This is a genomic window from Pelagihabitans pacificus (genome assembly GCF_009371985.2).
In the GTDB taxonomy this organism is placed as follows: Bacteria; Bacteroidota; Bacteroidia; order Flavobacteriales; family Flavobacteriaceae; genus Pelagihabitans; species Pelagihabitans pacificus.
In genome coordinates this window covers 12,594-38,556 of the sequence record NZ_VIKU02000003.1, presented here as the reverse complement: position 1 = coordinate 38,556, position 25,963 = coordinate 12,594, and the positions used below count along the sequence as shown (strand labels likewise).

The 25,963-nt window shown below is 45.3% G+C and carries 19 protein-coding genes; 4 read left to right on the top strand and 15 right to left on the bottom strand.

Annotated features, from left to right (window positions below; genetic code table 11):
• Positions 1 to 6: 6 nt before the first annotated feature.
• The 12 genes from FK220_RS10790 to FK220_RS10735 all read right to left on the bottom strand — a co-directional run bounded on the left by FK220_RS10790 (position 7) and on the right by FK220_RS10735 (position 18,635).
• On the bottom strand, positions 7 to 1,779 hold the full coding sequence (locus FK220_RS10790; protein ID WP_152574341.1) for an Ig-like domain-containing protein: 1,773 nt from the start codon (positions 1,777 to 1,779) through the stop codon (positions 7 to 9).
• 10 nt (positions 1,780 to 1,789) lie between these two features.
• Positions 1,790 to 3,097 carry a DUF4249 domain-containing protein gene (locus tag FK220_RS10785; RefSeq protein ID WP_152574340.1) on the bottom strand — a complete coding sequence of 436 codons (1,308 nt, stop codon included), beginning with the start codon at positions 3,095 to 3,097 and terminating at the stop codon, positions 1,790 to 1,792.
• On the bottom strand, positions 3,094 to 4,407 hold the full coding sequence (locus FK220_RS10780; RefSeq protein WP_152574339.1) for a DUF4249 domain-containing protein: 1,314 nt from the start codon (positions 4,405 to 4,407) through the stop codon (positions 3,094 to 3,096). Before FK220_RS10780 ends, FK220_RS10785 begins: the two co-directional genes overlap by 4 nt.
• 1 nt (position 4,408) lies before the next feature.
• Positions 4,409 to 5,674: a DUF4249 domain-containing protein gene (locus tag FK220_RS10775; RefSeq protein WP_166204868.1), complete on the bottom strand. Its 1,266-nt coding sequence runs from the start codon at positions 5,672 to 5,674 to the stop codon at positions 4,409 to 4,411.
• An 11-nt stretch (positions 5,675 to 5,685) separates the two neighbouring features.
• Positions 5,686 to 6,951 (bottom strand): DUF4249 domain-containing protein, encoded by a 1,266-nt coding sequence (locus tag FK220_RS10770; RefSeq protein WP_152574337.1) that lies wholly within the window; start codon positions 6,949 to 6,951, stop codon positions 5,686 to 5,688.
• A 5-nt stretch (positions 6,952 to 6,956) separates the two neighbouring features.
• Complete coding sequence (locus FK220_RS10765) at positions 6,957 to 9,794, bottom strand: TonB-dependent receptor (RefSeq protein ID WP_238718991.1); 2,838 nt, start codon at positions 9,792 to 9,794, stop codon at positions 6,957 to 6,959.
• A 155-nt stretch (positions 9,795 to 9,949) separates the two neighbouring features.
• Positions 9,950 to 12,349 (bottom strand): penicillin acylase family protein, encoded by a 2,400-nt coding sequence (locus FK220_RS10760; protein ID WP_152574336.1) that lies wholly within the window; start codon positions 12,347 to 12,349, stop codon positions 9,950 to 9,952.
• A 176-nt stretch (positions 12,350 to 12,525) separates the two neighbouring features.
• Complete coding sequence (locus tag FK220_RS10755; protein ID WP_152574335.1) at positions 12,526 to 14,514, bottom strand: protein-disulfide reductase DsbD family protein; 1,989 nt, start codon at positions 14,512 to 14,514, stop codon at positions 12,526 to 12,528.
• Positions 14,514 to 15,818, bottom strand: a complete 1,305-nt coding sequence (gene tilS, locus FK220_RS10750; RefSeq protein WP_152574334.1) for a tRNA lysidine(34) synthetase TilS — start codon at positions 15,816 to 15,818, stop codon at positions 14,514 to 14,516. The genes FK220_RS10755 and tilS overlap by 1 nt, the downstream gene beginning before the upstream one ends.
• Before the next feature lie 46 nt (positions 15,819 to 15,864).
• Entirely contained in the window at positions 15,865 to 16,686 is an 822-nt protein-coding gene (locus FK220_RS10745) for an alpha/beta hydrolase (RefSeq protein WP_152574333.1), read from the bottom strand.
• A 110-nt stretch (positions 16,687 to 16,796) separates the two neighbouring features.
• Positions 16,797 to 18,095 (bottom strand): anthranilate synthase component I family protein, encoded by a 1,299-nt coding sequence (locus FK220_RS10740; RefSeq protein ID WP_152574332.1) that lies wholly within the window; start codon positions 18,093 to 18,095, stop codon positions 16,797 to 16,799.
• A 3-nt stretch (positions 18,096 to 18,098) separates the two neighbouring features.
• Positions 18,099 to 18,635: an NADPH-dependent FMN reductase gene (locus tag FK220_RS10735; protein WP_152574331.1), complete on the bottom strand. Its 537-nt coding sequence runs from the start codon at positions 18,633 to 18,635 to the stop codon at positions 18,099 to 18,101.
• Positions 18,636 to 18,818: 183 nt separating this feature from the next.
• On the opposite strand from FK220_RS10735, the gene FK220_RS10730 reads away from it, so the two are divergent.
• Together FK220_RS10730 and FK220_RS10725 are read left to right on the top strand one after the other, a co-directional pair.
• Positions 18,819 to 20,015, top strand: a complete 1,197-nt coding sequence (locus FK220_RS10730) for an acyltransferase family protein (RefSeq protein WP_238718989.1) — start codon at positions 18,819 to 18,821, stop codon at positions 20,013 to 20,015.
• 48 nt (positions 20,016 to 20,063) lie between these two features.
• A complete protein-coding gene (locus tag FK220_RS10725; RefSeq protein WP_152574330.1) occupies positions 20,064 to 20,300 on the top strand; it encodes a CDGSH iron-sulfur domain-containing protein in 237 nt (78 codons plus the stop codon).
• A 48-nt stretch (positions 20,301 to 20,348) separates the two neighbouring features.
• Here FK220_RS10725 and lpdA read toward each other — a convergent pair whose 3' ends face one another.
• From lpdA to FK220_RS10710, 3 genes are all read right to left on the bottom strand, one after another.
• Positions 20,349 to 21,755 carry a dihydrolipoyl dehydrogenase gene (gene lpdA / locus FK220_RS10720; RefSeq protein WP_152574329.1) on the bottom strand — a complete coding sequence of 469 codons (1,407 nt, stop codon included), beginning with the start codon at positions 21,753 to 21,755 and terminating at the stop codon, positions 20,349 to 20,351.
• Positions 21,756 to 21,910: 155 nt separating this feature from the next.
• Positions 21,911 to 22,411, bottom strand: coding sequence for an ankyrin repeat domain-containing protein (locus FK220_RS10715; RefSeq protein WP_152574328.1), 501 nt, complete (start codon positions 22,409 to 22,411; stop codon positions 21,911 to 21,913).
• Positions 22,412 to 22,490: 79 nt separating this feature from the next.
• On the bottom strand, positions 22,491 to 22,952 hold the full coding sequence (locus FK220_RS10710; RefSeq protein WP_152574777.1) for an Lrp/AsnC family transcriptional regulator: 462 nt from the start codon (positions 22,950 to 22,952) through the stop codon (positions 22,491 to 22,493).
• Positions 22,953 to 23,105: 153 nt separating this feature from the next.
• Here FK220_RS10710 and FK220_RS10705 point away from each other — a divergent pair, with 153 nt between their 5' ends.
• The gene (locus FK220_RS10705; protein ID WP_152574327.1) at positions 23,106 to 24,332 is read left to right on the top strand and encodes an aminotransferase class I/II-fold pyridoxal phosphate-dependent enzyme; all 1,227 of its coding nucleotides are present in this window, start codon (positions 23,106 to 23,108) and stop codon (positions 24,330 to 24,332) included.
• Between the two features lie 66 nt (positions 24,333 to 24,398).
• Positions 24,399 to 25,892: a Na+/H+ antiporter NhaC gene (gene nhaC / locus FK220_RS10700; RefSeq protein ID WP_152574326.1), complete on the top strand. Its 1,494-nt coding sequence runs from the start codon at positions 24,399 to 24,401 to the stop codon at positions 25,890 to 25,892.
• Positions 25,893 to 25,963: the final 71 nt, after the last annotated feature.

The following is a 25,963-nucleotide window of genomic DNA, read 5'->3' as shown; positions in this document are numbered from 1 at the left end:
GTAAGATTAGTCGACAGTTATCGTCGTTAGGGTAGAAATCGGTTTGCCATAGGTAGTGAATCCTTCCAAGACGATCTCATATTCCCCGGGCACGTCAGAGGTATAAAACTCGAACGACTGTTCAGCCGTATCCTTGCCGATTTCGAACTGGGGCATCCAAAACAACTGATATCTAAAATCCGGAATTCGCTGGTATTCCCCACTCGTTTCCGGGGCATAGGACTGAAAAAAATAATTCTTCTCCAAAGCCGGTAAATTTAAGTCATATTGCGCCATTTTCGAGGTTCCCATGCGCTCCAGATAATCGCCCTCATAGGTTTCGATAACGACCATGCCCAGATATTTTTTAGACCCAAGGACCAACGGATCTCTTAGGATACTTATTTTTTCGATCAAACGCGCATTGAACTCCAACAAACTATTATGATTGGGAACGAAGATACCATCGACCAACACCAGTGGTGGATCTGATTCGAAGTCTTTCTCATAACGTTCTTGCTCTTCCCGTACCCAGAAGCTATAAGAACCATCATCCAACTTTCGCACCCATAAGTTGGGCACCACTTCGATCAAGGTCTCCCTCAGGGTGGGAAAGCGGGTATACTCATCCAAATAGATGACGTCCGGGGTTCCGCCATCGTAAGGATCTTTTTCGTTGATCGCCAATATAGAGTCGGGCTTCACGCTGTAGTACGCATTCTCGATTTGGTTGTAAACGCTACGGTCTAGAATGGCTTTTTCATCCTTTCGGTCAATGGTGAAATCGCCAAATTGCAAGCCTTCATAGTTCATGGAAGGCTTCCTTTTGAGGATTATACGCTGGTCTTCACGACCTCCGTCCAGGGTTTGGGCCAGGAGTTTCGATGCATCGTAAGGTTTATAGATGTAAGCATAAAAATTCCCGTTTCGATCGGTGACTGCCGATTTTAGCTGAAAGTCATCACCGGGTATGGATAGTATGACGGTCTCGTCCTGCACAGGCTGATTGTTGGAATCTACTACCGTACCAAAAAATAGTTCCCCCCGCTGTTCCGGCAAAAAGATGGAATCGTTGACGGTTTTCGGCAACGTTTTCGTTACCTGTAAGTACTTTGTTCCAAATTCCCGTGCTCTCATGGCGTTTTTCGCGTTCAAGGAACCCTTACGACGCACGCTGATGGAGTAATCACCATATCCCAAGGGACCACGGAAATTTCTAGGCGTCAAGCTAACCATTTCCCTTTTTCCATAGGCATCCCGGTCGGTCAGCAAAAGAATGGAACGATCTTCGCCCAGGCTGGTTTCTTCTGAAGTGGATATCGAATCGACTGCCTCTCCGGTCAAGACACGTTGCTGATCCGTTCGATATGGATTAACAATGGCGATATCTTGTTGGAATACCTGATCAAGTCCTGCATTTTTCATCCATTGTGTATACCCGATCAACTTATAGTTACCGGAGGGTACCGAAACGGGAATAAAGAAATCTCCTTGCCCCCTACCGCCTTTAAGCCGAACTTTTTGTTTGAAAACGGTCTGCAAATCCTCGCCTACCAATTCTACGTACCCCATTCGGCTAATGCTGCTCAACTTATTGGTCGCCGCATTGATATTGTAGAGGCTATAGTAAAGGTACTCCCCTGGAAAAAGAAGGGCGGTATTTGTATGGAGGTACATCTTCTCCAGCGGAAGTTTTTTGAGGGATTCCAATTCGCTCTCGCTCCGAATGACATATTGTGCCCGAACGGTAACAAACGATGCAGCTGCTAATAAGGCGAGGATTACATTTTTCTTATTCATACTATTTGTTTTATTCTATCCAAAAATCAGGGACTTGATTACTTCCCAATGTGGTGCAATCACCGCATACCGTGGGGGTGACTAAATAGGGACCTTGGCATACTTCCGGAGGATTACCGGTAAATCCAAAAAATTCAATTCGTTGTGTTTTGATTCGTGGAATCAAAGGTTCGGGGCATGGGCCAAAAGGAGATGGCGGACCATCGCGTTCGGGGTCTCCCAAAGGGGGGCTTATGGCCCGTTCACAATTGATGTCTGTAAAATATGGCGGCAAAGGTTCCCCAGGAAAAAAGTCTTCATAATTAAAATACAGTCTTTTTTCCTCAATACTTGCCACGTCAAAATATCCAATTATCAAATTACCATTGGCCGAAGACAGATTTCCTTCCAAAAAACCCGGTTGCACATTGCTAAAAACATTTTCGGTACCCGAGAATCGTCGTAAATTATCATAATAATTATACGCTTCCAAAGAGGTCGTGTATTGCCTTACCAAAATACTGTATCGGTGCGATATGATGGGATTTGACCGGTCGATAAAGCGTACCAGGTTTCTTGTAGAAACAGGATTTTGCAGACTATTGGTATTCAATAACTTGATGTCGGAAGAAGCCTCTGTGTTGTAACAAACCCTTTCTTCCTGCTGCCGGGGAACCAATTCAACTGCTGGAACTTCCCCGGGAACACTGCCGTCGTTCAAGATCTTGAACTCAAAGGCGGTCCAATTCGGGGCAATAATCTTATAGGTTTCCTCGTATTCGTACCGAAAATAATCGGTCTCTTTCAACAGGTCGGAGCTATCCACATAAATAGCCATGCCCTCTTGGCCTAAATCGGAAGTAATCCTATCGGCGTAAAGGGCATCTATTTGGGACTTACCCCGAACTTCCTCATATTCCGATCGATACATTTCCCCATTGGCCGTGGTCACTTGTAATTGATACGCCATACCCTGTTCCGCCGCGAAGGCCTCCTGTGAATAATATTTTCCCGGTTCTTCCTCCACAAAAAGGTATTCGTTGTTGGAACGGTCGATTACCATCACCGTGGCATCACGTTCGTACCGTATGGCTCTCCGTTGTGCCGAGGCGAACGGGGCGTTGAGACTCGGTTCGAATCTCGAACCAATATTTACGATACTGTCGAGCTCATCCGTTCTACTAAGTATCACTTTTTGCCTTTGAAGCGAATCGGTTACCGTCGCCTCGACCACCAAGATCGGCACGACTTCCAATACCTCCGGAGGAATTGTGAACGTTTCCACACAACCGACGGCCGAACCGTATAATACTATGTATGCAATCGTTTTTTTCATCATTCTTCTTCCCAAAAAACAGGTACCGGGGTGTCGCCCAACACGGTGCAATCGCCGCAGGCCCGATTGGTTACCAAATAAGGGCCTGGACAGACTCCGATTCCATCAGTGTTTAGATCATAATAACTGATTAGGTTAAGGTTCACCGACTCTACAATGGAGAAGGGACAGGAATTCGTGGTTAATCCTGTAAAACAATACGACACGTGATCTAAGGGGGGGGCCGTAGGATTGCAGGAAACCGGGTATTCCGGTAAAGCCTCACCGGGAAATAGATCGTCATAATTAAAGTACACTCGTTTCTCTGTAACCGGGGCTACTTCGAAATATCCGATGACCCTATTTTCCTCTCCATCCACGGATTGAATATTTCCTTCCAGAAAACCAGGCTGTACGGTGGAAAAGATATCTTCCGACGAGGAAAAACTTTCCAAGGTACGGTAGTAATCATAAGCTCCTTGAGACTGCAAATATTGCCTTACTAAAACGCTGTACCGATGGGAGATGATATAATTATTGCGGCTTAGAAAACGTACCGGAAAGCGCTGAATAGTGTTTTCCTGAAGGCCCAAGGTACTATTTTGGATAATGGTATTGGAGGCATCGGTACGATAGCAGACCCTCCCCTCCCCATTGTCCCTAAAAATGATTTCAAGATCAAAGGTAATTACGGGCAATGCACAGGGATCATAATTTGTTAGTTCAAAATCCTGTACGCGCCATTCAGGAGCAATAATCTTGAACGTCTCCTCGTAGGTATATCGATAGTAATTGGCATTGGTATCGGGGCTGTTACCGTCCAAGAAAATAAAAACACCCTCCTCTCCAAAATCATTTTGCTCACGTACTGCATAAACCGAGTCGATAGTGGCCAAACCTTGAAAGCTTTCAGGCGTAGAGGAATAGCGAACTCCATCATCCGTTTCTATCGATAGGGTATACGAAATACCCTCCTGCGCGGCAAAAGCCGTTTGTGATTGATAGATACCCGGGGCATCTTCTTCAAATAAATAGTCGTTCCCTTGGTCATCGCTGACAGTCACCGCTGCGTTACGTTCGTAATCCACCGGTGGTTTAATGGGGCTTAGCACCGCCACTGGATTAATAACACTGTCAGGCGGGTTTACAAAGCCCAGATCGGCAGGACGACTTAGTACCACCTGTTGTCTTTTTAATTCATTGGTAAGGGTGGTTTCCACCACAAGTGTGCCGGCCAAACCGCTTTCCGATACTTCCCTAGGGATATCGTTAAAGGGTTCGATACAATTCTGGCAACAAATACCAATTAAAATAAATAGTACGTATTTTCTCATATTATTCCTCTATCCAAAATTCGGGTACCACATTGCTACCTAGCACGGTACAATCACCGCAAGCTTTTGCTGTGACCAAAAAAGGTCCTCCGTCGGATACTTGTCCCTCGTTTGGTCCGACGTATTCTATGAGGTCTGCCTGAACCCCATCTAACAGGGGAAATGTACCTCCTGGGGTGGTCAAAGGAGGCGATCCTATAAAACTACAGTTAAGAGGATAGGCGGCCTCTCCTTCCCTCTCAAAAAAATCCTCAAAATTAAAAAACAACCTTTCGGAAGCGACCGATACCACCTCAAAATACCCGATAACCCGCCCCGAAATACCCGACTCTTCACTGATGTTACCCTCAATGAATCCTGGCTGCACCTGCGAAAAAATGTTCTCGTTCTTTGCGAAATCCCGCAAGGCCTCGAAGTAGCCCTGGGCATTTACAGACTGACTGTACTGTCGTACCTGCAAACTGTAACGATTCGCAATCTTGAAATCGTCCTTTGGGAGAAACCGAAGGGGGAATCGTTCAATGCGATTGGCAGAAAGGTTGACGGTGCTACCCAATATTATCTGATCGGAGCCGCTGGTCGCATAGCAAACACGTTCTTCCTGTTCCCTAGGAACCGTAATTACTTCGAAGGGATAACTGTCTCCCCGCAACGCAAATTCAAGTGCGTTCCAATTCGGTGCGATAATCTTATAGGTTTCCTCGTAATCAAAACGATAGTAGTCGGGTTCGGTATTGGTACTGCTATTGTCTAAAAAAATAGCCACTCCCTCCTCCCCAACTTCGTTAACCGTTTTTTCAGCGTAGAGCCGGGTGATTGTCGACTCACCGGAGGGAACCATTTCCGGTTCGGAAACATAGCGATTGCCCGAGGTTGTTTCAATAGTAAGGGTATATTCAACCCCTACCTCTACGGCAAACTCCGTTTCCGAAAGGTAGGTTCCCGGGGCTTCTTCCACAAACCGATACTGATTTCCAAGATCATCGTCCACGATTACCGAGGCATTGCGTTCGTATATCACCGGCGGAAGCGTCGAAAGCAATACCGAACCATTGCTTGTTACGCTATCCAAGGGTTCAATAAATTGAAGTGGGGCCGGCCTACTTAACAAGATGCGCTGCCTTTTCATTTCATCGCTCAGGGAAGCCTCCACGACTAAAGTGGTTTCAAGTGATGCCTCCGACTCCTCCACCGACAGATCATCGAACGGCTCGATACACCCCGTGAACAAAACCAACGTTAATCCATAAAAAATTCCTTTTTTCATAGCATTCCTTTTCATTCCTCCGCCCAAAAATCCGGTACCACATTACTACCAAGCTTTGTACAATCGCCGCAGGGGCTCGGCCATGTGAAATAAGGACCCATATCGATGCCGGGATTCTCATTTACGCCGGCATAAGTAATCAAACCTGCTATGATAGCCTCGATGAGGGGCGAATCACAATTGCCGTCACAGACCAAATAGTCCAAACAATGATATGCCCTACCGTAAAGTGGCGGACTTCTTGGGGTTTCACAGTTAATAGCATACGGTGGCAATGGTTCCTCGGGAAAAAGGTCTGCATAATTGAAATAAAGGCGTTGGGAAGAAACCGATGCCACCTCAAAAAAACCCAATACCTTTTCATTTTCGTCGTCGACAGAAAAAACGTTCCCCTGGAAAAAACCAGGTTGTACCTGTGAAAATATGTTGTCCGACGACGAAAAATCGTCGAGCCGCTGATAAAAGGAATAAGCGTCGGGCGTCTGTGAATACTGCCGTACTTCAATGCTGTAACGATGTGAGATGATATAATTGTCTCGGTTCAAAAAATGTACCTGAAAATCATCGACCTGGCTTTTTGTGAGGTCCGTGGTAGTAACCTGAATAAGCTTTCTGGAAGCTGCATTACCAAAACAAACTCGTTGCTCTTGGGTACGCGGTTTTATATCAACTTGATAGGGAATGGTATCACAGGCTACATAATGGACAATCTCGAATTCAAAAGGGTCCCATCTTGGAGCAATAATCTTATAAGTCTCGTCGTATTCGTAGCGGAAAAAGGTCGGTTCGGAGGAACTGGCCTCATTGTCGAGTAAAATACCTACACCTTCTTCCCCCGAATCATCCACCATTCTTTTCGCCGTCAAATCGGTGATTGGCACTTGTCTGGGCGTTCCAACAGTAATCGAGCGATACGTGCGTCCATCGAAAGTGTTGATCTCCAATTCGTAGGAGTCATTTTGTTGGGCCGCAAATTCAGTTTGAGAGAGATAGACACCGGGGTCGGTTTCCTCATAATCATAGGCGTTTCCGTTGCCATCGACTACCTTAACAATCGCATTGGTCTCTCCTTGGGGATCGGTTTCCTCAAAACGGAAGGCTCTTTGCAATACCACTTTTTGCCGCTTCATTTCGTCGGTCAAAAGTGCATCGACAACCAAGACATCCTCGAATTTTTCTGTCGTGGCATTGAAAGGTTCGATACAGCCAGCGAGTAAGAAGCCAACCACTATCGGCAAAAATAACAGGTATGTTTTCTTGCTTTTCAACACTAGCATCTGCCTTAAAACTTAAAATTATATGTAATGGAAGGAATTGGAATAGCGAAAATGGAACTCTGCAATGCCTTTACCTCCCCTTCTTCCGTTACGAAGAAGACCGAATAGGGATTGTTTCTGCCCAGCACGTTATACACGGAAATCGTCCAAAAACTATGGGCGAACTTCTTGATTCGATGATTCCCCTCTATGTTGATACCTAGATCTAAGCGATAATAGTCCGGTATGCGAAACTCATTGCGATTGCTGTAGAAAACAAACTCGGAGTTGTTAAATTGATAGGTGCCGATGGGATAGGTCACTGGCCGCCCCGTCTGATATACGAAATTCGCGGAAAGGCTATACCTACGTGTAAACTTGTAATTGGCAACTAGGCTAATATCGTGGGGCTTGTCAAAGTTGGAAGGAAAGAACTCCCCATTATTGATGCGTTCCTCGCTAAATTCACTATCGAACTGAATCAGCGACCGGCTATAGGTGTACCCCAACCAACCATTCAGTTTCCCTTTGTCTTTTCGAATCAAAAACTCAACTCCATAAGCCCTCCCGTTGCCTTGTAACACCTCGGTCTCAATGGTTTGATTCAAAAGTAATTGCGCCCCGGTCTTGAAATCCAATACATTTTTGGAGGTTTTGTAATAGCCTTCCAAACTAATTTCGTATTCGTTCTCCTTTAAATTCTTGTAGAATCCCAGGGAATACTGATTACCCGTTTGGGGTTCGATATTGTTATCCGAAAGTTTCCAAGTGTCTATAGGGGAAACGGTGGTATTGTTTGAAAGCGTATGGATAAACTGATAGCCGCTGTTAAAGCTTGCCTTTACCGATAAGTCGGGACCTAAGAAATACCTAGCCGAAGCCCTTATTTCGGGTCCACCATAGGTTGCAATGACATCGCCGCCGTCGACCGCCTCGGCAGCAATTAAGGTGCCTTCGCTTCTGGGGAGTCCGTCGGCATAGGTTCGTTTTTCCGTAGCGCCCAAGGATGCGAAAAAAGAATAGCGAAGCCCTAAATCGAACAACAATTTATCACTGATTTGATATTCGTCTGAAAGGTATACGGCCGATTCGATGGCCGACTCCCTGGGGATAGCCACAGGTTGTATAATCGAATTCGACCCCTCGGGCTCTATACTGCCGGGGTCTACGCCATAATATTTCGCCGCCAAGCCGTAAGTAAACGTGTGTTTATCGTTGGGCAAATACCTCAATTTGAGTTTTAGTTCGGTCTCATCGATTTTATAACCAAGTCCAAAATCATTGTTCGATTCGCCATCAAAATCGATATTGAAGCGGTATTGGCTGTTGGCCGCTATAAGGCTTCCCGTATTTTTCTCATTGAACTTGTGGTCCCATCGCAATGAAAACCCACGGTTGCTATAGTTGAACAATGAATCGGAGGTAATACTGAAAGCGTCCCGACTGTAGTAACCAGTAGCCCTAATGTCGTTGTTTTCATTGATGTTGCTGTTGAACTTAACGATTCCGTCATAAAAAGAAGCGGTACTGTTGCTCAATTGTTCATCATCCAACGAACGTAGAATCCAATCGGAATAGGCACCCCGACCGCCGACTACCAATGATGACTTTTCTTTCTTTAAAGGAATTTCCAAAGCAATATTGGCTGTTACCGGCCCTATGGAGGCTTCTCCGGCAAACTTCTCTACATTACCGTCTTTTGTTTCGATATCGAAAACAGACGAAAGACGCCCTCCATATTCCGCCGGAATATTTCCTTTGTAAATGTCAACCCCCTTTGTGGTGTATGGGTTCAGGGCTTGGAAAATTCCAAAAAAGTGTGAAGGATTGTAAATGACCGCATCATCCAATAGGATTAAATTTTGGTCGGTTTTTCCGCCTCGGACATTGTAACCAGCTGCCCCTTCGCCTGCGGTGGTTATCCCAGGCAAGGTAGTGGCCACCCTGAGGATATCCCTTTCTCCCAGCACCAAAGGAATGTTCTTCGATTCCTCGGACACTATCTGTGTGGTACCGGTGGTTGCTTCCTCCACGTTTTTGGCGGCATCTGCCTCCACCACAACCTCTTCGAGTAATTCCAGACTTTCTTCCAACTCAAAGTCCAATGTACCATTGTTGTAAATAACCACTTCCCGTTCGGAGCCTTGAATTCCCATTGAACTAGTTCTTAAAACATTTTGTCCCGCCGGCAGTCGGATACTGTAAAAACCGTTGGCATCGGTAACCGCACCGATCCCCCTCCCCTTTACCAAAATCGTCAAGTCTTGAAGCGGTTCACCAGTATTCTTGTTTCGCACATATCCCTGAAGAAGAAAACTTTGGGCACTGTTGTCCGGGTCGGCCTTCCCAATGCGTACGGTCTCCAGTTTCCTTGTAGTCGAAGTCCTATTTTCATTATAGAAAACCGGATTGACCACGGTGGTCCTCTTTTCGGTTCTTTCGACCATCGCGATGCTATCCTTTCTACCAAAAAATCCGCCTGGGAGTTCATCGTAAATAATGGTATTTCTCGTAAGGATTACCCGTTGACCATCGAGCACGTAAAAATTGATGGGCGTATCCTTGAAAATAGATTCCAGAATGACAGGGACCGATGCATTGTCAAAGCTCCCTGAAATTGTCTTTTCTCCAAGCCATTGCTCCACATAATAAAATGGAAGCCCGGACGCTTCTTCGATGAGTTGCAGCACCTCCGACACCGGTCGATTCTCATAGGAAAGGGATATTTTAGGAATAGCCTCTTGGGACAGGCCAAATTGAACGTAAAAAAAAAGACAGACCAAGAGCGCCCTTAACTTACAATACGAAGTTTGAAAAAGGAACAGAAAAGGCTTAGTAAACGAAGGTGGTAATGGTTCATTCAAGGTAAAGTGGTATTAGCTATCAGCTTCAAGATAAGTAAAAAAAATACCACTCCACAGCGTCATGAAAAAATTGACAAAATTGTATTATACAACCGTCAACTGAATACAAATCCCACAATAGATAACGTTTTTATAACGATTTCACAATGAGCGGGCTAGTCAGAAACAGGCTTAAAAACCAAGAGCGATTCTGCCGTGTCACGAATTTCTGTTGCATTCATCATCATTTTTCGAAAATCGCCCTTGACGAACATTTCGGCTTGATCCCTATAATGATTGCTAAAAGGATTGCCAGATTGTCCAGTAGGGAGTATGCTCATACTATTTTCGACATCGGAGAAATCGATGACACGCCTGGTGGAAGGACCGGAACCTACCTGATAAAATCCATCACCATCGTAGCCAAAATACATGTTGTTAATGACCTCACGGGTACCCTGAACCGGAAAAGGCCCAACGTTAAAAAAAGAACGAAGCAGTTCTACTTGGCCTATCGGGTGCGGATGCTCGACCGTGTGTACCTTCTCCCAAATCCAAGTATCGGTTTCCGGTCCGAAGTCTTTTTCCAAGGAGGCCAAGACTTCATCAAGGGCCTTTTGCACGATGTCTTTTTGTGACTCTTTCTTGTCTTCGGTGGTGACATCGTCCCACCAAATAGAACCGGGATTGGCGGCCATCGGGGCAATCAATCGTTTATGCAAATGTGTCGAAAGCAGCTGGTCGAATCGATCTTTGCCCAATTCATCCAAAAACGTAAGCCTCAGAAAAAAATAAATCCATCTCGAATAAACGGTAGCTTCCACACTTTTCAAGCCATAGTCACCTTTCCAAGCCTTCATCCGATCTAATAGTTTCACCTGTTTCCCCGATAACTGCTTTATATCGATATTTTTTGCCAAGTCGGTCAATACCGACGGATTCACCGCCGAGGTCCCGTCGGTTATCATTTCACCGACCGATTCGAGCTCCCAATTATTTTTGGGTCGTAACAATGCTACGATTCGTCTGGCCCTATTTTCGGGCAAATAATACCCAGGGTACAACATGCCCGCAATGGAATCGGGCTGGTTATTGGCCGAATATACATAGTGCCAAGGTGGATTTATGGCCCGTGGATTCTTTGAAAAATCGAGGTATTCCCTTTTGACCGAAAAACCGGTATCGGCATTTTGTACAAACTTGGTCTGCACGCTATCCGGAATGTGATAGAGCTTGCCCGTTGCCCACCATGCCACGTTTCCTTCGGCATCCCCATACATGACGTTGAGCCCTGGTGCATGAATCATTGGAAGTGCTTCTTCAAATTCGCCTATATTCCGTGCATGGGACATTCCATAAACAGCATCCATCACCCTATTCTCCCCATTGGTGTACGCCCACCACATCGAAATAGGTCGCTCCCCATTCACCTGAACCGCGATATCGTTAAGAACAGGTCCACGAACCGACTTCTTGTAAACGAAGTCGACTGCTTCCGCATCTTTCACCTTAATTTTTTTGGCAACGTATTCAAAGGATACCCAGTCATTACCCAATTTGTATTTCGTGCTATCGGTAGGATGGTTTTCTTCAAAATAAAAATCGACGTCATCGTTTTCGAACATGGTGAGTCCGTAGGCCAACCTTCTATCGTGCCCCAACAGAGGAAATGGCACCCCACCAAGGTGATAGCCATACTTTTCATAGGTTGGTGTATTTAAATGGGCTTCGTACCAAACTGCTGGTTGAGAGAATCCTATGTGCGGGTCGTTGGCAAAAATCACCTTGCCCGCCTTTGTTTTTTCAGGCCCCAAAACCCAGCTATTACTCCCTTCGAACAAAGGAATCGACAGTTGTTTGAGGGACTGCATGACCGATGCGGTAAGATTCGAGTGAATTGTATCGGCACGTTCGTTTTCATAGTTTTTTATCCAAACGGTTTCGGGATCAACATCGATTTCCAGATCCTTCAGATACGCCTCCCCAAGTGTTTCCTTTATGTTGGTCAAAAAAGGGTCGGTCTTGTGTGCCATGGCAAAACTGAACGCCATGTAACCCATGATGTTGTAAACGTCTTTTAATTGAAACTTCTCTTTGTCCAATCCGGTCAAATAAAACTCTATTGGTGTCGGACCCTCTTCTATAAATGTATTGATACCATCGAGATAGGCCTGGGACAACCGAACCGAAGTACTATTTACATCCAATTGAGCCACTGTTTCCTTAGAAGCGTCGTCGATACCCAGTGCAAGGAAAAACTTATCGGTTCCAAGCATATCCTTCCCGAATACCTCCGATAAGCCTCCCCGTCCTATTCGTCTTAAGACCTCCATTTGCCATAATCGGTCCTGGGCGTGCACATAGCCTAAACTACGCATGGCATCCATTTCGTTGTTCGCGTAGATATGCGGTATGCCATACGCATCGAAATAAACATCGACTTTCTCAGCTAGTCCGCTTAGCTGCTTTTCTCCTTCGTATGCCGGTTTTAGGGTGTAGGCGAACAGGGCAATACCCACCAGCACAATAGTTAGTAATGCCAGCAACCACAGCCCTATTTTTTTCAATCGTTTCATCCTCGGTCAAATATTTAAACTAAAATACAGGTATTCAAACGATAAACAAAGTGGGGAGAAACGGGTATCAGGATTGCCCTAGCTTGTCGGGAGTTCCCTAAAGTTCACCGAGATATCAACCATCCAAGGCTTTAGAGAAGAAGTTCGGCCGGGACTAACGCGCCAAATACGTAGAATTATTTTACGGATATCAACCGATTTTCTTCAAACTTGCTCAGGCCGGTGGTCAGCCAAGCCCTATAGCTCGAAACATCCGTTTTTTGAATAGCCTGATTCAATACCTCCATATCAGGTGATAAAAGTACGTAGTATGGTTGGGAGGCAGCCCCAAAATTCAGGGTCTGGAAAGTACCCCACTTCTGCCCTATCGTTTCAATGGTCTTTACACGACCCGTTTCATACTTAAAATCGAATTGTTCATCAACAGGAAGTTCGGCGCTATCATCTACGTATAATGAGATGAGTACATACTTGTCCTTGATAAGCGGATATACCTCCGAATCGCTCCACACGTTTTCTTCCATATCCCGGCAGTTGGCACAGGCCCAACCCGTGAAGTCGAGCAAAATGGGCTTATTCACCGATTTAGCAAAGGCCACCCCCTGCTCAAAATCCTTAAAGCAATCTATGCCGAGCGGACAATCACTTTCTTGTTCAAAAACACTATAAAAATCGGGTGGAACCAATCCACTTAACACATTGAGCGGTGCAAGCTTTGCCAATCCCAGTATGAGATAGACCGAAAAGGCGGCACTGAATAATCCGAAGACTTTACGTGTCGGGGAAAGTTTCTGCTTAGGGCCATCATGTGGAAATCGGAAGAGACCAAGAAGATAAGCGGCCATCAAGAGGAACAAAACCACCCAAATGACGATAAAAACCTCCCGCTTTAAAATTCCCCAGTGCCCTACCAAATCTGCATTGGAAAGAAACTTGAACGCCAACGCCAGTTCCAAAAATCCCAAAACTACTTTCACGGTGGTCATCCAACCACCTGATTTTGGAAGGGAGTTCAACCAAGCAGGAAATAAGGCAAACAAGGCAAATGGCAATGCCAAAGCCACTCCAAAACCGCTCATACCCGCAGATAGGTTAGTCGCTACGTCGCCTTGGGCGAGTGTCGTACTCCCCAGCAATCCACCTAATATAGGTCCGGTACAGGAAAAGGAAACAATCGCCAGCGTCACCGCCATAAAGAATATACCCAAAAAACCGCCTACCTGGGTCGAGGCGGCATCCATCTTATTCGCCCAGGAACTTGGTAGGGTCAACTCATAATATCCGAAAAAAGAAAAGGCAAAAAACACGAAGATGGCAAAGAATGCGATATTCAACCAACTATTTGTAGCGATGGTATTCAAGATTTGCGAATCTACCGAGTCGAAGAGATGAAAGGGCAAGCTCAATAAAAAGTAAATCAGTACAATGAAGAAGCCGTAAAGCAGTGCATTTACGATGCCCTTCGACTTGTTTTGCGATTGTTTCGTAAAAAAGGAAACCGTTAACGGAATCATGGGAAAGACACAAGGGGTCAAGAGGGCGATGAGACCTCCCAAGAAACCCAGCCCGAAAATCGTCCACAAGCCGGAATCGGCATAGACATTGGCCTCACCACGAGTATTTAGAAGCTCCTTGTTCTTCAGATTCAGCTGAAGGGAATTCCCTAAGGTAAGACTTCGTTCATCCAAGGTTTTTTCTTCCAACCTAACAGAGCCTCCATCCAACGAAAAATTGAAGGAAACATCCGCTGGAATACAGACCTCCTTGCACACTTGATAAAACAAATCCACATCGACTTGTCTTACGGTTTTATCCAACAATTTGATTTTTTGGGTAAAGACGGCCTCCTTTTTGAAAAAGGTTTCATCAACCTCAAAAATATCACTGTATTCGGTTAGGGTCTTGCTTTCGCCAGTTAGCCCTACCAACTCATAATCTTCTCCGGCTTTTAGGTAGGTGAATTCACTGGGCAAAGATCCGCCCTCGGCGGTGAATTGGGAATACACATGCCAGCCTTCATGAATCTTCCCGGTCATGACCAACTCATATTCAGTATCTGAAATTTTGTTCACCTCATGCGACCACAGCACCGGATTGTCATCATCCTGTGAAAACACAGGTAACACATTGACAATCAATGCTATAAATACAACTAGCTGTTTCATTATATCAATTCAAATTTTACAATTTTCCGGGTATCTTTCCGTACTTTAAAACGTTCGTCCGCGCGCTTTCCGACCACCCATACGATTTGGTTGTCCGAACAGAGCAACCACTGCTTATCCTTGGAAATGACATCCACTTTTTCGTCCTTAAAGTACTTGGATAACTTTTTTCTCCCTTTCATACCCAATGGATGAAAATAGTCGCCTTTTTGCCATTTCCTAACAGTTAGGGGATACTTTAACGTTTCTTTATCCACATATAGTGTATTCACAGCGGTTTCACCTAATTCATCCGAGCACTCGATCTTCAACCGAAAGGGATGTGTCATCTCTCTTTGGTTTTCATGGATGTGGTATGTCCGTGTGTCCAAATAGCCCAGTTTTTCAAGCAACAACTGTTTTCTATCCTTTACCAAACGATGGGTTTTCGACCGTACTTCCTTTCCGCTGGTGGCAGTCAGCAAACCTTCAATATCGTTCCAAGCGGTAAAACCAAAATCCTTTAAAAGCAAGTGCATATGGGGCTTGAGCGGATGTAATTGCTGTAAATCCGTAATTTCTATGCGAACGACACCATTTTCTGATTGAAACAATTCCGACCTCAATTTTTTATTGTAAGCCTCTAAAACCAAGGCCGTATCACCCAAATAGGCCTGGGTACGATCAAAGTTATCTTGAAACGCGGGATGCAGTTCATTCAAAATGGGTGCGATTTCATGCCGAATCTTATTGCGCAAATAATAGGTTTCCCTATTACTGCTATCCTCCCGCCATTCTAGTCGTGAAGCCTTCGCATATTCCAAAATTTCCGCCCTTGAAAAAGCAAGTAAAGGCCTACTCACTGTATCGGTTTTGGGAGGGATTCCTTTAAGTCCGTCGATACCTGTACCTCTTGATAAATTAATAAAAAAGGTTTCCAAGTTATCATCGGCCTGATGTGCGGTCACCAAGGTATCGATACCCTGCTGTTTCATTATTTCAGCGAACCATGTATAGCGAAGTTCCCTGGCAGCCATTTGAACTGATACTTTATTTTTATTTACGTAACCTATTGTATCAAAATGTGTTATAAACAAATATTTATTCAAACTCTTGGCGAGATTGGCAACAAAGCGCTCGTCCCCATCGCTTTCTTCGCCCCGTAGTCGAAAGTTACAATGCGCTAGGGCAAACTCCATGTCCATTGTCGTACAACAATGCGCCAACACCACACTGTCTAGCCCCCCACTACAGGCCAATAGGAACCGTTCGGACAATAATTCCGGAAAAGATTTTTTTACATGCCCCTTAAATGCTTCCAACACGCCACAAAGTTAGGTAGAAAATACCTTTTTTGGCACTTTTTATCCGTTATGGAATTCGCGCGTCCAACCACTTCTGAACGATTGAAAGCAACTCTTCTTTACAACGATCATGATGCAGTTCGTGAAAGGCGCCCTCAAACAAATACAAAGAGGTGCCCGTAGCTCCTTTGTGCAATTCCTCCGTAGCCCGGAAGTCGATTATCGGGTCGCCCGTCCCATGGAGCAGCAGCGCTTCGGTCTTTAAATCTGCCGCATGTTGCACGGCCCACTCCCCTGCTTCCATCACCGGAAGGGAATACATAGGACTTACCTGATCAAAAGTAAGGGGGTCTGTCTTGTATTTTTCCACCTCCTCTGGGATTCTCGAGATTCCTTTGGGGTCCAGACCGGATGGTAAGGTTATCGAAGGCATGATGTGGAGCATCCATCGACCGAGCAGTAGTTTCCATTTCGGTGGGTCAAAGGCCAAACGTAGGTACGGACTTGTCACCACTAAGCCCCTGATGTCCAGTGACCGACGTATCGCCACGTTCAGTACCAGATTACCGCCCATGCTATGCCCATATAAATACAAGGGTAGTTCTGGAAACAAGTTTTTTGTCTTGGCCACCACCATTTCCAAAACGTCCAATAATGCTTCATAACTGGGGCAGTGGCCACGCTTACCGCCCGATTTTCCATGGCCGATATTATCGTAGAGCACTACCGCAAGCCCACATTCAAGCAGCATGGGTGCCACGCTCTCCAAATAGCGTCCCGAATGTTCGCCAAAGCCGTGCACCAACACCACCGACCCTCTTGGGCGTTCCGGTCGCAGGTATCCCCCCCGAATTTTCAGGCCAAAGGCTTTCAATTGAAATTCTTCCATTTGTATTTTTCTTACTTGAGCAATGCTTTCTAGGATGGGTGCTTTGGAATGGACCAGCTTACATATTTGGACACACATATTCTTGGTCCCTAAGTATTTGTCAAGCTCCCTTAGCCCTCCAAAACCTCCCGCATGGCCTTGGCCTTCAATAGGCATTCCTCGTATTCCTTTTCGGGGATAGCCTTGGCCGTAATGGCGCTTCCCACTGAAAACGAGACCTTTTTTTTCGTCTCATGATAGAGAATACTACGGATGACCACATTAAAATCGAAATCCCCATCGGGCGTAAAATACCCCACAGTCCCGCTGTATAGTCCCCGTTTGAACGCTTCCAGTTCCTCGATAATTTTCATTGCGGACACCTTTGGCGCCCCGGTCATGCTTCCCATGGGAAAGGTCTCCCGTATCAATGCTACCGGGTTCTGGCTCTCGGCTACTTCGGCACTTATTGTTGAAATCATCTGATGCACCTGTTCGAAGGAATACACCCCACAAAGCTCTTCGACCTTTACGCTCCCCCTTAGTGCGCTCTTCGATAAATCGTTGCGCACCAAATCGACTATCATGATGTTTTCGGCCCGCTCCTTCGTATCGTTGGCCAGGGAAGCTTTCAAGCTCTCATCTTGAACATCATCCTTTGAACGCCTTGCGGTGCCTTTGATTGGCTGCGAAACCACCTTATTCCCGTGCTTCCTTAGATAGCGCTCCGGGGAGGCCGAAAGCACGTATTTGTCACCAAACCTTAGAAAACAGGCAAATGGTGGTTTTGAAATGGCATTTAACTTTTGATAGGAACGCAACGCATTGATTTGGATGTCTTCCGCATAAAACTCCTGACAAAAATTCGCCTCATAAATATCACCCCGATGGATGTGGTCCAACATTCGTCGTACCCGTTTAAAATACTCATCCTTGAAAATACCCATTCGAATTCGAAGCGCATTGTTCGGGTCGCTCTCCTTGTCGATACGAAAATCACCTTCCATAATGGATCGAAAATCCAGCTCAATTTCATCCTCCACCATTTTTAAATAGATGAAATCGACCGCGTTGTGGCGAATTCGGATTATTTTCTTTGGCTGAAAAAAATAAAGCTCCGGAAATTGCAACCTATCCGGGTTGCTGGAATCGAGTTGCTCCACATCGTTCTTTAAATCGTATGACAAATAGCCAAAAAGCCAGTCGTTGACCCTTGCCTGGTATTCCTCCAGGGCATCAAAAGCATTTACGGCATCGGTCTGCAGCACGGTAAGGGCATCGATTGCCAGAAGGGATTCAAAAGAACTATGGCGATTCGAATGCCCGTTACTATCGAGCCATAAACTTTCATGAAACTGATGGGACCACTGCAAGGTTTGGGCCTTAAACTTTTGGATACCATCGACTTTAAAGGATACCGTTCTTCTCAACTGCTATAGTTTGGCCAGAAAAGACTTTAATTTTTCTTGATGCTCCTTCGCCAGTTCTTCATCTTGAATACCGGTGGTTGGGTCAAAATTATCCTTAAAAGAGGGTAAAGAAAAAGTCTCTACCACCTGTGCCTTAAACCGACCGGATACTAATTCCTCACTTACCTTCAAGGATCCAATCGCTCCCCGCTTGCCGTTGGAAGTAGCCATCAAGAAAATTTTCTTGTCGGCAATAAAGGTTCGCTCCAATCGGGATAACCAATCGATTACATTTTTAAAATAGGCCGATGGGTTCCCATTGTGTTCATTGACAGAAATGATGAGCCCGTCGGCTTTTTTGATGTCGTCGCGCAACTCGACCAACGAATTTGAATACCCGTTTTCCCGTTCATAATCCTCGCTGTACATCGGAAAGGGATAATTGCTCATATTCAATACCAGAAGTTCATGGTCGCTAAGCAATGATGCGGTATAGCGAACTAACTGATAATTGATCGAAGTGGAGGAATTACTTCCCGCGAATGCCAATATTGTTGCCATAGTTACGTTTTACAATTTTCAAAGCCTCGAAAATACCCCAAATCATCGTGACTTGTTCGTATTTTGTCTAATTTTGCAGCGCAAAAGATCCAAAGATACTGCAATACAAGTATATAGGATACCTTGAAGCATGGAAAGCGGGCATACTGAGGAAATTTTGCAAACGACCTATCAACTTAAATAATGACCCCGAAGGTGGATAACAAAACAGCTAGACTATACTTCATCGATGCCATGCGCGCATGGGCCATCTTGATGATGCTGCAGGGCCATTTCATAGATGGGTTGCTAGACCCTATATTCAGGGATAACAACAACATTGTTTTTTCAATATGGAAATACTTCAGGGGAATCACCGCTCCTGTTTTCTTTACCGTTTCAGGTTTTATTTTTACTTATTTGTTGGTACGCGGTGATAAAACGGGCCTTGAAAACCCTAGGGTACGCAAGGGTGTCCGTAGAGGATTGCAGCTGCTTTTCATAGGTTATTTGCTTCGCATGAACCTATTCGGATTACTACAAGGGGAAGTCTACGATTCATTTTACCTGGTCGATGTGTTGCATTGTATCGGACTTTCGATTTTAGGAATTATTGGGGTTTATTTACTGACCAATCAATTGAAGAAGAACGTTTTTCCGTCCATCCTGTTCGGCATTACAACGATGCTGTTTCTGTTTGAACCGGCCTACAAAGGCATGCAGCTTGAATTTTTACCGCAAGCCATTGCGAATTACTTCACCCGGGTGAACGGTTCGGTGTTTACTATTTTTCCCTGGTTCGGTTATGCAACTTTCGGGGGCTTTCTATCGCTCTTATTCACCAAGTATAGAAGTCATAAGTACCTATACCCTACTGCCATCACCCTATCTATAGCCATCGGTAGTGGACTCATACTCTATTCCTCCGATTTGTTTTTGTCGATATCAAGAGTCACTGATATTCAATTGTTTGCCGATATCTATTTCAATAATTACTTGTTTATTCGTTTGGGGGATGTATTCTTGGTTTTTGCAACTTTTATGTCGATACGAAGTCTTCTTAAGAACAGTACCATTTTAAAAATCGGACAGAGTACGCTTTCGATTTACGTGATACACTTCATCATTTTATACGGAAGCTTTACTGGCCTAGGACTCTATGCGTTTTTCAACCATTCGCTTCATCCGGTGACTGCCATCTCGGGAGCCTTAATTTTTATGGTCATTTGTACATTTACCGCTTTGCGTTACGAGGAACAAAAAGAGTTTATCAAATTAACTATGCGTACAATTCTTCGGTTCACTTGGATCAAGTCGGAATTGGCAGTTCTTTATGTAGCGGAACTGCTAAAAAATTCATTTTATAGATTTCTAAGACTTATCGGACTGGTGAAAAGCTAACTAACCTTTCTTTTGTTATATTCGTTACTTCAATAATTCATTAGAACCATGAGCAACGAACCATACGCACCTATCAAAGTTGATTTAGTGAAAGACAAACGCTATGCCTGGTGCACTTGCAGCCATAGCGAACAGCAACCTTTTTGTGACGGTTCCCATAGGGCCCATGATAAGCCGGGTGCCCTTGGTTTTACGGCCGAAGAGGCAAAAGAAGCTTGGCTTTGCACCTGCAAACAAACAGGTAACCCACCCTTTTGCGATGGGTCACATAACAGTTTGATTTGACTTTAAAGCATTTTTATTGCGCTTAGAAGGGCGCATAGTAGGCCTTCACTAGACATGTAAGGCTCGATTGTCCGTAGCCGCCAAAGCTGCTTCCTTCACCGCTTCGGCATAGGTTGGGTGTGCATGGCTCATACGGGCGATATCCTCGGCAGAGGCCCTAAATTCCATGGCCGTCACCGCTTCGGTTATCAAATCGGCACAACGGGCGCCGATCATATGTACCCCTAACACTTCATCGGTGTTTTTATCGGCCAATATTTTTACGAATCCGTCAATATCCATACTGGCACGGGCACGGCCCAAGGCACGCATAGGGAACTGTCCAGACTTATATTCGACCCCGGCCTCCTTTAATTGCTCTTCGGTCTTGCCAACCGCCGCCACTTCGGGCCAGGTATAGACTACCCCGGGAATCAGGTTGTAATCGATATGGGGTTTTTGACCCGCTAAAATCTCAGCGACCATGGTGCCTTCCTCCTCGGCCTTATGGGCTAGCATCGCACCGCGTACCACATCACCAATGGCGTAGATGTTGGGAACGTTGGTCTGAAGATGGTCGTTAACGGCAATCATCCCCCTTTCACCCATCTCTACTCCGGCCGCTTCCACATTGAGCCCATCGGTATAAGGGCGCCTGCCAACGGATACTAGACAGTAATCTCCTTTAAATTCTACTTCCTCCCCTTTTTTAGTATCGGCTTTTACGATGACCTCCTTGCCTTTTCTTTCAACGGACTTCACCTTATGGGATAGGTGGAAACCGACTTTCTGCTTCTTCATGACCTTCATCAGCTCTTTCGACAAAGCGGCATCCATTCCAGGAATAATACGATCCATATATTCGATGACCGTTACTTGGGAACCTAGCCTTTTATATACCTGCCCCAGTTCCAATCCGATGACTCCACCCCCAATAACCATCATGTGCTTCGGTATCTCCTTTAATTCAAGGGCTTCCGTCGAGGTAATAATCCGTTCCTTGTCAATTTCGATAAATGGTAAGCTTGCAGGCTTGGAACCGGTAGCTATAATGGTATTCTTAGCTTCGATGGTCTCGGTCTTTCCATCGCTTTTTTTGATATTGATATGGGTCGCATCCTTAAAACTGCCCAGTCCCTGGTAGACATCGATTTTATTCTTGTCCATCAAAAATTGAATACCCTTGGTCGTCATATCGACCACGCCTTGTTTTCTGGCTATCATTTTTTCCAGGTTCACTTTTATTTCCCCTGGAATTTCAATGCCGTGTTCCTCGAAATGCTTCGTGGCATCCTCAAAGTGATGGGAAGAATCCAACAAGGCTTTGGAAGGAATACATCCAACGTTCAAACACGTACCTCCCAAGGTACTGTACTTTTCGATAATCGCGGTCTTCATTCCCAATTGGGCGCAACGTATCGCTGCTACATAACCCCCGGGACCAGAGCCAATAACGGCTACATCATATTGAGTCATAGTGTAATTTTTGTCAATTCCGGGTATTCTTCCTTGAAAGGAACGATCCCAAATTTCAAGACACAAAAGTACGAATGTTTTGTTGTTGGGCAATGCAGAAAATAAACGGGAACGGTGTGTTGATACCTGTTCTAAGATATTCCCTTCGAGCTCGTCTAGTAAAGTGCCACTTTCGTTTCTTTGGCCCCTAACGAGAGGAGATATTCCTTGACCTCCAACGCTTCGTCCCCTCCTTTTTCCGCATGGTGCAGCAATGTGAATCCATGCGGACCCAGGGCGTTCAGTGATTTTGGAAAAGCGGTAAGCATCGGTTTTACGATATCCATTTTACCAAATAGGCAGGCTGTGAAAATATTGGCCTGAGCGCCCTCATCCAATAAGAACTGGGCCAGCTCTTTATAGCCAACATGGGAAGCGGCCCCCAATCCCGTTTCAAAATCCCCCTTTTTCCAATCATGGGCCGCATTGAGCAAGGTGGGATATTCTTCGAGCAAGGTCTTCACTTTGTCCATATCCCTATGGCAGGCCCCAACAAACTCCTGTACGACTTTTGGGTCCATTTTTTCCCCGTCCTGTCTGTTGAATGATACTAAAGGTGAAACGCCTAAAGCAAGACTGCCACGCCCGATGTTCCGTAAAAAATGATTTCTATTCATCGTATGGTAATTAAAACCGTAATGTAGCATATAAATCAACCGACAGATTACTATTTAACAACAATTTGGGTGTGGTTTCCTATTCCAGAAAGACAGCCGTACTGTTCTTAACTTCGTTGATTATAAAGGAACTCTGGGTGCTTCCAATGTGCCTGATGGCAGTCAGTTTGGTAATCATAAAGTCACGATAGGCTTGCATATCGCTCACATGTATCTTCAATATGTAGTCATAATCCCCGCTGGTATGGAAACATTCGACCACCTCCTTCAACTTGAGCACCTCTCGCTCGAATTGAATGACAAAATCCTTGATATGTTGTATCAGTTTTACATGACATAGGACGGTAAACGACCGGTCCACTTTCGTTCTATCGATCAAAGCGACATAGCCCGTGATGATTCCCGACCTTTCAAGACGTTTGATACGTTCATAAATTGCCGTGGTCGAAAGCTTGAGCTCATTGGCAAATTCCTTGGTGGTCCTTTTGCTATCGTTTTGCAACAGGTTCAGTAGTTCCTTGTCTATTTTATCCAGTTTCATCATGTTTTATTTTCATTTTTTATGGAGGAAAAATTCGTTAATTAGATTATTATATTACTAAAAACTTATATGGTAGATTTATTTTCTAAGTTATTGCATTTAGATTGAAAAATAAACTAATCCGTTATATTTTTATGGATCAAATCAAAGACTATGGACCATAAGGCAGTGAACGAATTACAGGATTTACAATATTTCGGGGAATATGGTGGCGTAAACCCATCTATCTCCGATTCCTCGACCTATACCTTCCTATCGGCAAAAACGATGTTCGATACCTTTGAGGGGAATACGGAAGGATGCTATCTCTACAGCCGCCACTCATCGCCTTCCAACCTATATCTAGGCGAAGCCCTGGCCGCAATGGAGGGTACGGAAACCGCCAATGTATATGCCAGTGGTATGGGGGCGATTGCTTCCGTTATCATGCAAATCTGTGGTGCCGGCGACCATATTATCAGTAGCCGTACCATTTATGGAGGCACCTACGCGTTTCTGAAAAACTTTCTCGAAAGGTTCGCCACCGAGACTTCTTTCGTAGAAATCACCGACCTGGAGGCGATAGAACAGTCCATCGTCCCTAACACTAAAATGATTTATTGTGAAAGTGTCAGCAATCCGCTTTTGGAAGTGGCCGACATCCAGGCACTTTCCCAATTGGCCAGGAAATACGGTATTCCATTGGTAGTCGACAATACCTTTTCGCCATTGTCGATACCCGCGGCCAGGTTGGGGGCCGACGTCGTAATACATAGTCTTACCAAATTTATCAACGGGACGAGTGACTGTGTGGCCGGAGTAGTATGTGGAACCAAGGAATTTTGCCTTTCACTCAAGGATGTAAATAATGGTGCAGGGATGCTTTTGGGAAGTACGTTGGACAGTCTTCGGGCGGCTTCCATTCTCAAAAACATGCGTACACTCCATATACGAATGAAAAAACACAGCGAAAATGCCCTTTATTTGGCACAAAGGTTTGAAAACGATGGTTTACGGGTAGTCTACCCAGGGCTTCCCTCGCACCCTGGACATACGATTTTTCAAAATCAAATGAACCTAGCCTATGGTTATGGAGGGTTGATGACCTTGGATGTGGGGTCTTTGGAAAATGCCAATGCTTTAATGGAACGCATGCAAGACCGAAAATTGGGTTATTTGGCCGTAAGCCTTGGATTTTATAAAACCTTGTTCAGTGCTCCGGGGACCTCCACTTCTTCCGAAATTCCGTTGGAGGAGCAGACCAAAATAGGATTGGGCGCTGGATTGATACGTTTCTCTGTAGGGCTTGACGACGATATCGAACGCACCTACACGCTGATGACGGAATGTATGGAATCGGTCGGAATATTGAATAGGCAAGTTACCAGGGCTACTTCCTAATTTGACCAAGGTTTGCAAGACAGGCATCAAAATCGTAATATTACGTTCTAACCGATGTACCAGTTTATGGAGAGCCAAAACATTCAACCGAACCCACCCACAGAAGAAAATATTATCGAAAATAAGGAACTGAACATCTGGGAAGCCATTCTTCCGGTGCTCATCCTGGTTGGAATGCTGGCTTACAATGTTTTTGTTTTCGGTGATGATGCGCTCAGTGGCTCGAACCAGTTTATCTTGCTCATGGGCGCGGCAGTGGCAGCCGTTGTCGGTCATTTTAATAAAGTATCCTTTAAACAGATGATGACCGAGGTTGCCGAGAATGTGCGGTCTACCTCCGGTGCCTTGCTGATTCTTTTAATGGTCGGCGCCCTCGCGGGTACTTGGTTGATCAGCGGCATCATCCCTTCCATGATCTATTATGGTCTGCAAATTTTGAATCCCACTATTTTTCTAGCCGCCTGTGTGGTCATCTGCTCTATCATTTCCATTGCCACGGGAAGTTCCTGGACCACCTCTGCCACGGTTGGCATTGCTTTGGTAGGTATTGGAAGCGCCTTGGGAATTTCCCTTGGAATGACTGCGGGCGCCGTACTTTCAGGAGCTTATTTTGGGGACAAACTCTCGCCGCTAAGCGATACGACCAATCTCGCCCCGGCCATGGCGGGTGGGGAATTGTTCAGTCATATCAAATATATGAGCATGACCACCGTACCCACCTATATCGTGGCCCTGACCGTTTTTATAATATTGGGCTTTGTCATCGACAGTTCCGGTACGACGGATACCAAGGCGATTTTGGATTCCATCGACGCCGCATTTAACATCAACGGGTGGTTATTTTTAGTGCCGGTTGCCGTCGTATTCTTAATTGTGAAAAAGGCCCCTCCCCTTTTGGCCCTATTGATCGGCACCCTATTAGGAGGGCTTTTCGCGCTCTTGTTCCAACCAGGCATCGTTGCCACTGTCGGAGGCTCCGACAGCCTTGATTTCGTATCGGGATACAAAGGGATAATGAACGCCATTACGGTGAGTACCAGTGTTGCAACCGACAACCCGGCCTTGAACGATCTATTCTCTGCCAAGGGAATGGAAGGAATGCTGGGCACCATCTGGCTGATTATCTGTGCCATGGTCTTTGGAGGCGTTATGGACGGAATCGGTGCCCTCTCGCGTATTACGAAAGCCCTACTCGGAATGGCGAAGACTACTTTCGGCCTATTCGCCAGCACAGTAGGCAGTTGCTTGGCCCTGAATGTCACCGCCTCGGATCAGTACCTGGCCATCGTTGTTCCTGGAAAAATGTTCGCTAAAGCTTATAATGACAGGGGGTTAGCCCCTGAAAATTTAAGTAGGACTTTAGAGGATTCAGGTACCGTTACCTCTGTGCTCATACCATGGAATACCTGCGGTGCCTATCACAGTGGTGTTTTGGGGGTGAGCGTCGCCGACTACTTCTTTTACGCCATCTTCAATTGGCTGAGTCCGTTTATGACCCTTACCTTTGCAGCCTTCCAAATAAAAATCAAACAATTGGTCCAAAGTCAGGAAGCCGCCTAAACCTACTCAAACCAGTACAAGCCAAAAACGTATCACCCATTGCTATGGGAAAGATCTTTTTCCGGTCAATT

Excerpts from the sequence above, each read along its gene's own strand:
- FK220_RS10775 (WP_166204868.1), bottom strand. The coding sequence starts at position 5,674 with ATGAAAAAAGGAATTTTTTATGGATTAACGTTGGTTTTGTTCACGGGG.
- lpdA (WP_152574329.1), bottom strand. The coding sequence starts at position 21,755 with ATGACTCAATATGATGTAGCCGTTATTGGCTCTGGTCCCGGGGGTTAT.
- FK220_RS10730 (WP_238718989.1), top strand. The coding sequence starts at position 18,819 with ATGACCCCGAAGGTGGATAACAAAACAGCTAGACTATACTTCATCGAT.
- FK220_RS10760 (WP_152574336.1), bottom strand. The coding sequence starts at position 12,349 with ATGAAACGATTGAAAAAAATAGGGCTGTGGTTGCTGGCATTACTAACT.
- FK220_RS10790 (WP_152574341.1), bottom strand. The coding sequence starts at position 1,779 with ATGAATAAGAAAAATGTAATCCTCGCCTTATTAGCAGCTGCATCGTTT.
- nhaC (WP_152574326.1), top strand. The coding sequence starts at position 24,399 with ATGGAGAGCCAAAACATTCAACCGAACCCACCCACAGAAGAAAATATT.
- FK220_RS10745 (WP_152574333.1), bottom strand. The coding sequence starts at position 16,686 with ATGGAAGAATTTCAATTGAAAGCCTTTGGCCTGAAAATTCGGGGGGGA.
- FK220_RS10715 (WP_152574328.1), bottom strand. The coding sequence starts at position 22,411 with ATGAATAGAAATCATTTTTTACGGAACATCGGGCGTGGCAGTCTTGCT.
- FK220_RS10725 (WP_152574330.1), top strand. The coding sequence starts at position 20,064 with ATGAGCAACGAACCATACGCACCTATCAAAGTTGATTTAGTGAAAGAC.
- FK220_RS10735 (WP_152574331.1), bottom strand. The coding sequence starts at position 18,635 with ATGGCAACAATATTGGCATTCGCGGGAAGTAATTCCTCCACTTCGATC.
- FK220_RS10755 (WP_152574335.1), bottom strand. The coding sequence starts at position 14,514 with ATGAAACAGCTAGTTGTATTTATAGCATTGATTGTCAATGTGTTACCT.
- FK220_RS10705 (WP_152574327.1), top strand. The coding sequence starts at position 23,106 with ATGGACCATAAGGCAGTGAACGAATTACAGGATTTACAATATTTCGGG.
- FK220_RS10785 (WP_152574340.1), bottom strand. The coding sequence starts at position 3,097 with ATGATGAAAAAAACGATTGCATACATAGTATTATACGGTTCGGCCGTC.
- FK220_RS10710 (WP_152574777.1), bottom strand. The coding sequence starts at position 22,952 with ATGAAACTGGATAAAATAGACAAGGAACTACTGAACCTGTTGCAAAAC.
- FK220_RS10770 (WP_152574337.1), bottom strand. The coding sequence starts at position 6,951 with ATGCTAGTGTTGAAAAGCAAGAAAACATACCTGTTATTTTTGCCGATA.
- FK220_RS10780 (WP_152574339.1), bottom strand. The coding sequence starts at position 4,407 with ATGAGAAAATACGTACTATTTATTTTAATTGGTATTTGTTGCCAGAAT.